Source organism: Paramuribaculum intestinale, assembly GCF_003024925.1.
GTDB classification, from domain to species: Bacteria; Bacteroidota; Bacteroidia; order Bacteroidales; family Muribaculaceae; genus Paramuribaculum; species Paramuribaculum intestinale.
Window position 1 is genome coordinate 1 of record NZ_PUED01000073.1, and the last position, 12687, is coordinate 12687.

13 protein-coding genes are annotated in these 12687 nt (G+C 53.5%); 10 read left to right on the top strand and 3 right to left on the bottom strand.

What is annotated here, in order from left to right:
* On the bottom strand, window positions 1-275 hold a 275-nt coding region (gene mscL / locus C5O24_RS06895; protein ID WP_107681624.1), incomplete at its 3' end, for a large conductance mechanosensitive channel protein MscL.
* A gap of 170 nt (window positions 276-445) precedes the next feature.
* Here mscL and gap point away from each other — a divergent pair.
* From gap to C5O24_RS06920, 5 genes are all read left to right on the top strand, one after another.
* Complete coding sequence (gap, locus tag C5O24_RS06900) at window positions 446-1453, top strand: type I glyceraldehyde-3-phosphate dehydrogenase (protein WP_107035388.1); 1008 nt, start codon at window positions 446-448, stop codon at window positions 1451-1453.
* 234 nt (window positions 1454-1687) lie between these two features.
* Window positions 1688-2173 carry a GFO_1088 family ECF-type sigma factor gene (locus C5O24_RS06905; protein ID WP_107035389.1) on the top strand — a complete coding sequence of 162 codons (486 nt, stop codon included), beginning with the start codon at window positions 1688-1690 and terminating at the stop codon, window positions 2171-2173.
* Window positions 2170-2691 carry a hypothetical protein gene (locus C5O24_RS06910; RefSeq protein ID WP_107035390.1) on the top strand — a complete coding sequence of 174 codons (522 nt, stop codon included), beginning with the start codon at window positions 2170-2172 and terminating at the stop codon, window positions 2689-2691. The genes C5O24_RS06905 and C5O24_RS06910 overlap by 4 nt, the downstream gene beginning before the upstream one ends.
* Window positions 2692-2868: 177 nt before the next feature.
* On the top strand, window positions 2869-3384 hold the full coding sequence (locus C5O24_RS06915; protein WP_107035391.1) for a DUF4252 domain-containing protein: 516 nt from the start codon (window positions 2869-2871) through the stop codon (window positions 3382-3384).
* A 160-nt stretch (window positions 3385-3544) separates the two neighbouring features.
* The gene (locus C5O24_RS06920) at window positions 3545-4744 is read left to right on the top strand and encodes a saccharopine dehydrogenase family protein (protein ID WP_107035392.1); all 1200 of its coding nucleotides are present in this window, start codon (window positions 3545-3547) and stop codon (window positions 4742-4744) included.
* A gap of 168 nt (window positions 4745-4912) precedes the next feature.
* Here the strand turns inward: C5O24_RS06920 and C5O24_RS06925 are convergent, their stop codons facing one another.
* Both C5O24_RS06925 and C5O24_RS06930 read right to left on the bottom strand, forming a co-directional pair.
* The gene (locus tag C5O24_RS06925; protein ID WP_107035393.1) at window positions 4913-6751 is read right to left on the bottom strand and encodes an endonuclease/exonuclease/phosphatase family protein; all 1839 of its coding nucleotides are present in this window, start codon (window positions 6749-6751) and stop codon (window positions 4913-4915) included.
* Between the two features lie 49 nt (window positions 6752-6800).
* The gene (locus C5O24_RS06930; protein ID WP_107035394.1) at window positions 6801-7616 is read right to left on the bottom strand and encodes a phospholipase A; all 816 of its coding nucleotides are present in this window, start codon (window positions 7614-7616) and stop codon (window positions 6801-6803) included.
* A 242-nt stretch (window positions 7617-7858) separates the two neighbouring features.
* Here C5O24_RS06930 and C5O24_RS06935 point away from each other — a divergent pair, with 242 nt between their 5' ends.
* From C5O24_RS06935 to C5O24_RS06955, 5 genes are all read left to right on the top strand, one after another.
* Window positions 7859-8710: a DUF3737 family protein gene (locus tag C5O24_RS06935; RefSeq protein WP_107035395.1), complete on the top strand. Its 852-nt coding sequence runs from the start codon at window positions 7859-7861 to the stop codon at window positions 8708-8710.
* Window positions 8707-9888, top strand: a complete 1182-nt coding sequence (locus tag C5O24_RS06940; protein ID WP_107035396.1) for a MalY/PatB family protein — start codon at window positions 8707-8709, stop codon at window positions 9886-9888. Before C5O24_RS06935 ends, C5O24_RS06940 begins: the two co-directional genes overlap by 4 nt.
* A gap of 9 nt (window positions 9889-9897) precedes the next feature.
* Complete coding sequence (locus C5O24_RS06945) at window positions 9898-11346, top strand: MATE family efflux transporter (protein WP_107035397.1); 1449 nt, start codon at window positions 9898-9900, stop codon at window positions 11344-11346.
* Window positions 11347-11443: 97 nt separating this feature from the next.
* On the top strand, window positions 11444-12418 hold the full coding sequence (gene bioB, locus C5O24_RS06950) for a biotin synthase BioB (RefSeq protein ID WP_107035398.1): 975 nt from the start codon (window positions 11444-11446) through the stop codon (window positions 12416-12418).
* A gap of 28 nt (window positions 12419-12446) precedes the next feature.
* Window positions 12447-12687, top strand: a 241-nt coding sequence (locus C5O24_RS06955) for a HesA/MoeB/ThiF family protein (protein ID WP_205961078.1), incomplete at its 3' end; no start/stop codon positions are given.

The following is a 12687-nucleotide window of genomic DNA, read 5'->3' on the forward strand; positions in this document are numbered from 1 at the left end:
ATCAAGAAGTCGACAATGGTCTGAACCCATGTTCCCCAGTTGAGCGACACCTCCGGAGTTACAATCTCCTGTCCGTTCATCACAGCCTTCTGCACCACCCATTTGAAGTCGGTGAAATTCATGCCTCCTGTGGCTACTCCCACGAGCGGCATGATGATGTCGTCGACCAGCGACGAAACTATTTTGCCGAAAGCGGCACCGATCACCACACCGACAGCCATGTCGATGACATTACCTCGCATGGCGAATTCCTTAAATTCTTTTAGTATAGCCATTTATAAAAATTTTAGGTGAAGGCGGACCATGTGCCGCCATACTTATAACAAAATTAAGAAAAAAAAGATGTCAATAACATTTATGACTCGAAAATAATTAGTAATTTTGCGACCTAAGAAAGTGATAGAAAAACAAGCAACATCATAACCCAACAATACAACAAACAATTATGACTAAAATCGGTATTAATGGTTTCGGCCGCATCGGACGTTTCGTGTTCCGTGCTTCGACCAAGAGAGAGGACATCGAGGTTGTTGCCATCAACGACCTTCTCCCCGTTGACTACATGGCCTACATGCTCAAGTATGACACCATGCACGGCAGATTCGACGGCACTGTTGACTACGACATGGAGAAGAGCCTCCTCATCGTCAACGGCAAGGAAATCCGTGTGACCGCCTGCAAGAACCCCGCCGAGATCGCATGGGGTGCGGTAGGTGCCGAGTATGTTGTTGAGTCGACAGGTCTTTTCCTCACCAAGGAGAAAGCTCAGGCTCACATCGAGGCCGGCGCAAAGTACGTGGTTATGTCGGCTCCCTCGAAGGACGACACCCCCATGTTCGTTTGCGGTGTAAACGATCAGACATACGCCGGACAGCAGTTCGTATCGAACGCTTCCTGCACCACCAACTGTCTTGCTCCCATCGCCAAGGTGCTTCACGACAAGTTCGGTATCACCGAAGGTCTCATGACCACAGTTCACTCCACTACTGCCACTCAGAAGACTGTTGACGGTCCCTCGATGAAGGACTGGCGCGGCGGACGTGCTGCTTCGGGCAACATCATCCCCTCTTCGACCGGCGCTGCCAAGGCTGTAGGCAAAGTTATCCCCGAACTCAACGGCAAGCTCACCGGCATGTCGATGCGCGTTCCGACCCTCGACGTATCTGTTGTTGACCTCACTGTCAACCTCGCCAAGCCCGCTACCTACGAGGAAATCTGCCAGGCCATGAAGGAAGCTTCTGAAGGCGAACTCAAGGGTATCCTCGGCTACACTGAGGACGCAGTGGTTTCGAGCGACTTCCTCGGCTGCCCCCTCACTTCGATCTTCGACGCCAAGGCCGGCATCCAGCTGACTCCGACCTTCGTGAAGGTTGTATCGTGGTACGACAATGAGATCGGCTACTCCAACAAGGTGCTCGACCTCATCGCACGCATGAAGAAAGTAAACGGCTGATCGGAATAAACCGATAGCCTTTACAGGCTCAAATACAGGCTCTGTGTCAAAGTTAATGCTTTGCGCAGAGCCTTGTTTTTATCCGGTGAAAAAGGTTTTGGTCAGAAAGCGTGGTTTGATGAACGACGAATGCCTGCTGTATTAATTGTTAGAAAATTGATGTAGCGGTGTCACAAACTGCCGGCTGCCGGAGTCAGTAATTATATAAGCCGTCAAATAAGGCTATCCGTAGTAATGACCCGTAAGGAATTCGAAATAAAATCACAGCAATGCAGGCCTATGATGCTCAGAGTGGCCTATGCGATACTTGCCGATCGTGAAGAGGCCGCCGATGCGGTGCAGGATGCATTGCTGAAGCTGTGGCGAGGGCGCGAATCTCTCGCAACGGTATCGAATCCGTCGGCATATTTCAATATTGCAGTACGCAATGCGGCTATGGATATATATGGGCACAGGTGCAGATCGGAAGTAAGCTTTAACGATGGTGCCGGATTGCCCGACAGCAAGGTACATGCTGATGCCGAGACCCGTACCGACGCCTCTATGGTGATGAAAGCTATCGACGCGCTTCCCGACAACAGCCGTATGGTGATGAGGCTTAGCGCAATTGCAGGTCTTTCGTCAAAAGAGATAGCCGATATGACAGGCATGACTGATATGAATGTACGCGCCATATTGTCGCGCACACGTAAGAAACTCAAAGAACTCTTCGAAAAATGAAAACCAAAGATTATCTTATCGGAAAGTATTATGACGGTGACACTACCGCCGAAGAGGAAACCACTCTGCGAATGATGCTCGCCGACGATGACTCGGCCGACGGCCGTCTGCTGCGAGCTTTTGAGGAAATCTATGATATGGCTGCTCCGGCACGGGAAAAGCCCCTCAGGAGGTGTTTTTCGGGATGGTCGGTGTGGGTATCGTCGGCAGCGGCTGCAATAGCTGTCGTAGCTACTATAGGAGCCGCAATGACACACGGTGGCGGAGAAGAGCCGTTCATGGCCGATATGGAGGCGTCATACGGCGCCGTTCAAGGTAGCGGAGCGCGTGTGATCACCGATCCCGACGAAGCCATGACCATGTTGGCAGGAGCCATGGCTATGGCACAGAGCCGTATCGATGCGGCCAATGAGATTGCGTTCAGGACCATTGACAGAGTGTCAATGACTGTAAATGCATCTATTGAAAACCAGATATCATCCATTCCAAATTTCAGACAAGTAACTCTCAAAAATTAGCTGCGAGTGATTTTTGAGGTTAGTTCGAGTGATTTTTGATTGAAGCCGAAGGCGTGTAGCGAGCTACACAACTGAGGATGAAAGCAAAAAGCGCCGAACGAAGTCAAAAAGCACCGCAGTATGTACGAGTTACTGATAAGTATACTGATATAATCTAATTTTTAAGAGTTACTTAATATGAAAAAAATTATTTCACTCATGCTGCTTGTCATGGCTATCATATCGCCATGCATGGCCGATTCGCCGGTATTCATCGAAAATATGGTCCAGGACCCGAATGTCACCGTCACGTATATATCTCAGGCTATGCTTGGGAAAAAGAATTACAAGGACATGATGGCGCGGCTTCCTATATCTTCAGAAGACGCTCGATTCGAAGCTGTCCATATATTCAACTGTCAGAGTCAGGCTTCCTCAAACGCAGCCAGAAACTATGTGGCTGATTATGTCAAAGAGAAAACAGCCGAAAGCGAAAAGATCAATGCCGAACATGGCAAGATTGTGCAGAATAAGCCTCAGTTACTGATGAAATCCGCATCGGGAGATACGAGTACGCTTATCTATGGCTTCTATAGGACCAAGGATAGTTATTGGTTCAATCAGATAATCATATTGATGACGGAGAACAAAAAGACTACTCTTATAGACATAAAGGGTCTTTTCCCGATCCGTTCGCTGATAATAGGCAACTGACATACGGAAAAATATTCCAGACAGGAAGGCGCTGTGTCGGATTACCGGCATGGCGCCTGAAATGATGGTCATTCACGGTCAATCCTGGCAGCTAAATTTGGAAGTTATAATTGAAAACTGTAATTTTACGCTCAATAATATACAAACCCTATAGAGCGATATGTCAAAAGTAATAATCATCGGCGCCGGTGGCGTCGGAACGGTGGTGGCCTACAAATGTGCCCAGAATCCTGAGGTGTTCAGCGAGATAGTGCTCGCTTCGCGCACTCTGTCGAAGTGTCAGGCTATTGTAGACAAGATCGGAGCGAAGAACATGACAGCCGATACGGTCGATGCCGATTCGGTGGAGCAGCTCGTGGCACTGTTGCGTCGCCATAAGCCCGACATGGTCATAAACGTGGCGCTCCCCTATCAGGATCTCACTATAATGGATGCATGTCTGGAGTGTGGAGTGAGCTACCTCGACACAGCCAACTACGAGCCGCGCGATGTAGCCCATTTCGAATATTCGTGGCAGTGGGCCTATCGCGAGAAGTTTGAGAAGGCCGGGCTGACAGCCATACTCGGCTGCGGGTTTGATCCGGGCGTGTCCGGAGTATTCACGGCATACGCGGCCAAACATTATTTCAGCGAGATGGAATATCTCGATATCGTCGACTGCAATGCCGGCGACCATGGCAAGGCTTTCGCCACCAACTTCAATCCGGAGATCAACATACGCGAAATTACTCAGAACGGACGGTATTACCAGAACGGAAAGTGGGTCACCACCGGTCCGCTCGAGATACACCGCACTCTCACCTATCCCAATATCGGAGGCCGCGAGTCGTATCTGCTCTATCATGAGGAGCTTGAGAGTCTTGTGAAGAACTATTCTTCGATAAAGCGCGCACGCTTCTGGATGACTTTCGGACAGGAATACCTGACACATCTGCGCGTCATACAGGACATAGGCATGGCCCGCATCGACGAGATAGACTACAACGGCACCAAGATTGTGCCGCTGCAGTTCCTCAAGGCTGTGCTGCCCAATCCGCAGGATCTCGGCGAGAATTATCGCGGAGAAACATCGATAGGATGCCGCATATCGGGTCTTGACAAGGATGGCAAGCATCTCACCTACTACGTCTACAACAACTGCTCTCACGAGGAGGCTTACCGCGAGACAGGCATGCAGGCCGTCAGCTATACTACCGGTGTGCCCGCCATGATAGGTGCGATGATGTATCTCAAGGGACTGTGGAAGAAGCCCGGAGTGTATAATGTGGAGGAGTTTGATCCCGATCCTTTCATGGAGCAGCTTGCTGTGCAGGGACTCCCCTGGCACGAGGTGCTCAATCTTGATCTGGAGATGGACTGATAGCCCCGTCTGCTGTAAGAAAGAAAAATAATAAAGTAAATGCCGCAGCCCGCAGCTTATTTAAGCTGTACGGACTGCGGCATTTATTATGCGCTCCAGTATAAGAGATTGTTTGAATTTAACACGAAGATATATCTCCGGACTTCTTTGAAGGGGTCTTTGTGTATGTCAGAGACTGATGGTGTCGATCGTGCGTCCGTCGGCTCCGAGCACTGTAAGGGTCATTTCGTCGCCGCGTCGGCGCAGTATCATCACTGTGGCGCCGTCGAGTTTGTAGCCGCCTCCGACTATGACCGGGAATGGATTCTGCCCCTGTGTGGGGTCAATGCGCTTGTATTCGTGAGTGTGGCCAGTGAGATTGACGTCGAAGGGTGCTTTGGCAAGCAGCGGCGCCCACATGTCGGTGCATGGGCGGTAGCTGTCGGTGTTGCCCCATACGGGTATATGGTGTATGAGCACTCTGCGGCCCGCTTTTTTGAAGGCTTTCGACGAGAGTTCGCCGCGTAGAAAATCGGTCTGTTCCTGACGCAGACGGCTGAAGTCGTTGAGTCCGTAGTAGACCCATGTGGTGTCGGGCTTGTCCTCTCCGCAGTCGAGTGTGACGAATCGCGTGTCGCCCCAGTTGAAGGCACCGTATGTCAGCCCGTTGGCACTCTCCACGAGCGATGGCTGTCCCGACGAGTAAGCGTTGCGTATCTCGTGGTTGCCTCTGATGAATATGCCCGGACGGTCGGCAAGTCCGAATGCGTCGGCCATAAGATGTATGTCGTGTACGGCTTGCATGCGTGTGGCAGGCTCTGCCATGCAGTCGCCGTTGAACACCACGAAGTCGGGATTGTGCTTCATTGCTACTTCGGCCATGGCCGTTATCGTGGCAGGAAAGCAATGCATGTCGTTGACTATCGCTGCAGTGAAATCTTTTTGCGAAGGTGAGGGGACGGTGAATGTGTGCCACGGTGTGACGCTCTCGTTGCCGAAAGTCTTGTGGTAAGCCTTGTTTTCGGTGATCTCACGCGCCCTGACGCGGTAGAAATAGCGTTGTCCGGGCGTAAGTCCGGTCAGCCTCACACGATGCTCTATGTCGTGGACGGCTTCCTGCCCGGCCACAAACTGTCGTGCGGAGATCGTGTTGAGTGTGTCGGTGCCGTACTCGACCGATGATGTGCATAGCGGACGTGTCTGGTACATGACTGTCACGGCACCATCCTGGCTCATGTTCTGCAGGTAGGGCTGATGATATATGATGGCGTCGGCCGGAGCGGGCAGGGTAATGTCGGCTATTATGGGGCGGTGGTCGCTCTCGACAGGTGCGTCGATCACCTTATAGCCTCGGCTTGCGGCGCCTGATCCGCGGCTGACAAAGATATAGTCGATCTTCTCTTGGGGCGATGGAGCGGGAAAGGTAGGGTTATTGTCGCATACACGAGTGAAATCCCGTTCAAGCGATCTGATCACGTCTGATTCGGGAAACGAATTGAGATCGCCGCACACCACTGCAGGTTTGCCCGATTGAGTCACGGCCTGCCGGATGATTTCGACCGATGCCATGGCATCCTCCGGAGTGAGCGACAGGTGGGTGCATGCGGCCACGTAGCCCGGAAATTCAGCAATGAGGAGAGCTCTTGCCTCCTCGCGTCCGGGAAGAGACACGCGTTTCACGCTAAGCGGCTCCTCGCGTGTGAGCAGTCCTATGCCGTATTTACCTCCGTCGTAGTCGATCGCCGGTGCGAAATATGCGTGCATTCCGGTGGCTTCGGCCAGATCTCCGAGCACGTATGTGCCTCCGCTGCGGCCTGTGACGCTGTCCACTTCCTGTATGGCCACGATGTCGGGCTGCGACCGGAGCACTACGTTGGCTGTGCGCTGTATGTTGCGTTGATTGTCGTAGCCTACGCCGTTTCTGATGTTGTAGCTCATGATCCTTGTGGATCCGGGCTGACTGGCAGAGGCTCCTGTCACTGTGGCCAGCAGGGCTGTGGCTGCAATGATTTTCTTTAATTGTTTCATGGATGATGCCTTATAATGTATGGATGATGAATGAAATGCGTCTTTGTCATCAGTAGTCGGAGAAGAGTGTGGGCTTGATCACTATCCCCATGCGCAGCTGGGAGTGGAATTCCTTGTAGGCGAGCAGTCCCTCCCCGTAGCCGTTGTAATACTGTAGGAAAAGATACTGGTTGTCGCGCGGAAATATCCTGTAGTTAAGCTCTATGATGGTATTGTAGTTGAGCCTCCATCCTTTGCGCTTGGTGAGTATGACCGATGCTCCGAATCGACGGTCGACTGTGGTCAGCGATGTGCCTACCTGATATATTCCGCAGTAGTCGAGAATGTCTTTGTTTTCTTTTCCGTCGATGATGGGAATCCAGAATTTGGCATGTACCTGCATCTGCTGGCCGATTATGATGTTGCCTCCGAACGATATTTTGTTCCACGAGCGCGATGCGGTGCCGTCGCGGCCGTTGCTTTCGTGCTCCGCCAGCAGAAAGGCTTTGCCGATATACCGGTTTTTGACAAACAGCGGTTTGGCCAGTCCTATGCCGGGATTGAAGTTGAGGTCGGTCATCGGCATTGAATTTTCAAGCACGTTCCAGAAGCATTTCTGGGTGTAGAAAAGAAACAGATAGCTGTGGAGCGGCATCACTGTCTTGGTCAGACGCTGTGATATCGAGATCTGGAATTTGATGTTGCTGTTCTCTTTCGTAGGCCGCTGCCCTACCGATGTTCCGAATATGAAATAATTATCCTTATAGAGTCCGAAGTATGGTCCGTTGTCGAAGGCCCGTCGGATGCTGTCGGAGCTGATCACGGTGCCTATTGAATCGGCGTTGACTATCTGTGCGCTGATATGTCCGGGATATGCCATTGCCATGAAGACAATGCATATTGCGAGTAGTATTTTTAGCGGTATGTTTCGCACTGTATGGCGGGAATTGATGTGTTTAAGTATAATATAGTGCAAATTTAATGTAATTTTCGCTTAATGCCGACCGGTGCATCCATTTTTATCATTATAGGTCACAAAAGCGAAAAGAATGCGTAATTTTGCAGTCGTAAAACCGATGATGCATGCCTGTGCCGGATCGGTTTATGTAAGGTGATCAGTTATTTACTATGAAAGAGATAAAAAACGAAGAATTCGGCGGCGAGCGCCCGTTGTTCGCCTCCCATGGTCTGAGGCTTGATAATGTCACTGTCCATGCCGGTGAGTCGGCTCTCAAGGAGTGCAGCGACATAGAGGCTGTCAATTGCCGTTTCGAGGGAAAATATCCTTTCTGGCATGTCGACAGGTTTCGTATAAGCCATTGTACGTTCACTCCCGGAGCGCGCGCCGCACTGTGGTACAGTACCGCTCTGGTGATGAACGATACTCTTGTCGAGGCTCCCAAGATGTTCCGCGAGATGGACGGGGTGAGCTTGTCGAAGGTAAGAATCCCCGACGCCCAGGAAACACTCTGGCACTGCCGCAACATCATATGCCGCGACTGTGAGGTGGAAAATGCCGACTATCTGTTCATGCACTGCACGGGCATACGCATCGACGGATGGCGTCAGAAGGGCAATTATTCGTTTCAGTATTGCCGCGACGTGGAGATACGCAATGCCCGCATAGAGTCGAAAGATGCATTCTGGAACACGGAGAATGTCACCGTCTGCGACTCGGAGCTTCACGGCGAATATCTCGGATGGCATTCGCGCAATCTGCGACTGGTGCGTTGTCATATATCGGGCACGCAGCCGCTATGCTATGCCGACAATCTCGTGCTCGAACACTGCACGTTTGACGCCGATTGCGATCTCGCTTTCGAGGAGAGCTCGCTAAAGGCGGTGGTCGACAGCCATATCACGTCGGTCAAGAACCCGACATCGGGATCCATACAGGCACCTTCGATAGGTGAAGTAATAATCGACGGGAATGTCAAGGCTCCCGCTGACTGCAAGATAATATTAAACGATCCGTCATGAGCAATTCATATTTCGACAGAATAAACGAGCGACGCCACACGGCCTCGATAAAGTGGGATTCATACACCGGAAACGGCGAAGTCATACCGCTCTGGGTGGCCGACATGGATTTTCGCACGGCACCGGTGGTGCGTGAGGCGATGATACGCCGTGCGGAGAGCGGTGTCTATGGATATTCGTTCGCCGACGAGGACTACATGGACTCTCTCGCCGGATGGTTCGAGGGTCGCCACGGCTACAGCATCGACACCTCGATGGTGATTCCGGTGCCGGGAGTGGTGCCTGCGCTTTCGGCCATCATAAAGGCGCTTGTGAAGCCCGGCGAAGGTGTGATCATACAGCCTCCGGTCTACAACTGTTTCTTCTCGTCGGTGCGCAACAACGGTTGCCGTCTGCTTGAGAATCCGCTGCAGCGGATAGACCTGCCCGACGGACGTTTCACCTACGAGATGGATCTTGACGGACTTGCCGAACTGGCTGCACGTCCCGATGCTAAACTGATGATACTGTGCAATCCCCACAATCCGGCCGGCCGTGCATGGCGTGAGGAGGAGCTGGAGCAGGTGGCGGAGATATGCCGCGAGAATGGTGTGAGAGTGGTCAGCGACGAAATCCACTGCGAGATAGTCATGCCCGGTTGCGAATATGTGCCTTACGGCAATATCGACCGCTCGGCCGTGGTGTGCACTTCTCCCTCCAAGGCTTTCAATACGGCCGGACTGCATACTTCCAACATCGTATGTCCCGACGCCGACACACGCGAGGCAATCGACCATGCGGTAAATGTTAATGAGGTGTGTGATCTGACATGTTTCGGTGTCGACGCTCTGAAGGCATCCTATACCCAGGAGGGGGCCGACTGGGTCGACAGCCTTTGTGACTATATATGGGAAAATTACCGTTTCTTTGCCAAGACTGTGGCCGAGAGGCTGCCGGAGTGTCCGGTCACCATGCTTGAGGCCACTTATCTGCCGATGATCGATGTCAGTGCGATAGAGGGCTATACTTCGGAGCAGCTTGAGGAGAAGCTGAAGGCTGAGGCCGGAGTATGGGTCAATGCCGGAGAGATGTATGGCCGTGAGGGATTCCTCCGGGTCAATCTGGCCTGTCCGAGAGCCACTCTTGCCGAGGGACTCGACAGGCTATGCAAAGGACTGTCGGCCTTGAAGCGCCGTTAACCGCAAAATATGATAAAGCTTATCCAGTCGGGGGCGCCGCTCTCGCTCGGCCAGCGTCTGAAGCTGACGGCGAGTCTGTCGTGGCCGGCAATAATGGCGCAGCTGTCGAGCATACTCATGCAGTATATCGACGCTGCTATGGTCGGCCGCCTCGGAGCGTCCGACAGCGCCGCCGTCGGACTGGTGAGTACGAGTCTGTGGCTCTTCTGGGGCACATGCTCGGCGGCCACCATGGGCTTTTCGGTCCAGGTGGCCCATCGTGTCGGCGCTGCCGATTATTCGATGGCGCGGTCAATCCTGCGTCAGGGTATCACGTCCTCTATTGTCATAGGTGCGGTGGTGGCTCTTATAGGTATGGCCATAGCTCATCCTCTGCCCATCTGGCTTGGTGGCGACGAAACAATCAACAGCAAAGCCTCGCTCTACTTCATGGTATTTGTGGCGGCGTTGCCGGTGCTTACGCTCAACTATCTCGGATGCGCCGTCATGAGAGCTTCGGGCAACATGAAAGTGCCCGGCGGGCTCAACGTGATGATGTGTGTGCTCGATGTAGTGTTTAATTTCCTGCTCATATTTCCTGCGCGTCAGATTGATGTGGGCGCGGTGCATCTGACCGTGCCCGGTGCCGGACTCGGTGTGCTCGGTGCCGCTCTTGGCACTGTTGCCGCCGAACTGGTTTGCGCCGCTCTGGCGCTGTGGTATGTCACATGCCGGCAGCGCGATCTGGCCATATTCGGCCGTCGGGCCTCGGATCAAGGTTCGTTTCGTCCGCGCCGCAAGGTGATGCGCAACGCTCTGAAGGTTTCGGCTCCGATGTCGCTCGAGCATGCGGTGATATGCGGGGCGCAGATCATGGTCACTGTCATTGTGGCTCCGCTCGGAGTGATGGCTATAGCGGCCAATTCGTTTGCGGTCACGGCCGAGGCGCTGTGCTACATGCCGGGCTATGGACTGGCCGACGCCGCCACCACGCTCACCGGCCAGAGTTACGGAGCCGGACGCCCGGCGCTTGCGCGTCAGTTCGGATATCTGACCGTGACGCTCGGCATGATAGTTATGACCCTTATGGGAGCCGTGCTGTGGGTTTTCGCTCCTGCGGTGATGGAGCTGTTCAGTCCGGTGGAGGAGATATGCCGCCTTGGATCGGAGGCTTTGAGGATAGAGGCATGGGCCGAACCGATGTTCGCTGCCTCGATCGTGGCCTACGGCGTGATGGTGGGAGTAGGCGACACAGTTGTGCCCGCAGTGATGAATTTTTCAAGCATATGGCTCGTAAGGCTTCCGATAGCGGCGCTTCTCGCCCCGACGATGGGTCTTGCCGGAGTGTGGACGGCCATGTGCATAGAGCTGTGCTTCAGAGGTGCCATATTTCTGTGGCGTCTGCTGTCGGGGGCATGGCTTCGTCATGGACTTGACACTTCGGGCGAGCCGGGTCCGCAGCCTGATCCCAACGTGTGATAAGAGTATGCGAAAATCCTCTTTGAGTGAACAGAAGTAAAATTCAAACATACTCTAAAAACCGGTGTAAAACAAACATAATATCGATCTTGTAAAGATGAATGACATAGACTTCAATGAGATAACGGAGCGTATAAAATCGGGTGGACGTCTCACCGATGAGGAGGCTCTCGCACTTTGCGATATAGCTGACGAGGAGTTACCGCTGCTATGGAAGGCGGCCGAAGAGGTGACTTCGACTTTCATAGGGCGTAAGTTCGACTCGTGTTCGATAGTCAATGCCCGGAGCGGACGATGCCCGGAGGATTGCAAATGGTGCGCGCAGTCGGCTCATTATTCGACCGGCGCCGACGTGTATCCGCTGATTGACCGTGAGCGTTGCATGGAGGCAGGCCGCCGCAGCCGCAACCATGGCATAGGGCGTTTCTCGCTCGTCACGAGCGGTCGAGCCATGAGCGGGCAGGAGCTTGAGAAAGCCTGCGGACATATAGAGGCTCTCCACAGCGAGGGCGGACAGAAACTGTGCGCTTCGATGGGATTGCTCGGACGTGAGGAGATGAGGCGTCTGCGCGAGGCCGGAGTGACGCGCTATCACTGCAATCTGGAAACAGCGCCGTCGTATTTTCCGACATTATGCTCGACCCATACCCTTGAGCAGAAGCTCGCCACCATCGAGGCGGCACGCAGCGAGGGGCTTGAGATATGTTCGGGCGGCATAATAGGCATGGGCGAGTCGCGCCGCCAGCGCGTGGAGCTGGCTCTGACACTTCGCCGTATAGATCCGGTGTCGGTGCCGATCAACATACTCTGCCCGATTCCCGGCACTCCCCTTCAGGATTCGGCTCCGCTGACCGAAGACGAGATAGTCACCACGGTGGCTTTGTTCAGACTGATCCATCCCAGGATAACCTTGCGGTTTGCCGGAGGACGCGCCGCCCTGAGCCGCGAGGCACAGCTTCGCGCGATGCGTGCGGGCATCAACGGCGCCATAACAGGCGACATGCTGACCACTACCGGATCGACCGTAGAGTCAGACCGGCAGCTTGCCGCCGATGCCGGGCTTGAATTTTAAGAGTACTTGAATTCTAAGAGTAAATGTCATGGACAACGAGCGATACATGGGTCATCTCAATTTGTGCGAGATTGATCTTCCGGGACAGCAGGCACTGGCTTCGGCCCGCGTGCTGATCGTTGGCGCCGGCGGACTCGGGTCGCCGGTGGCGCTCTATCTTGCCTCCGCCGGTGTTGGCACGATAGGAGTGGCCGACGCCGACACTGTAGGCATAAGCAATCTGCAGCGCCAGATAATGCATGGCACTCCCGACATAGGCACTCCCAAGA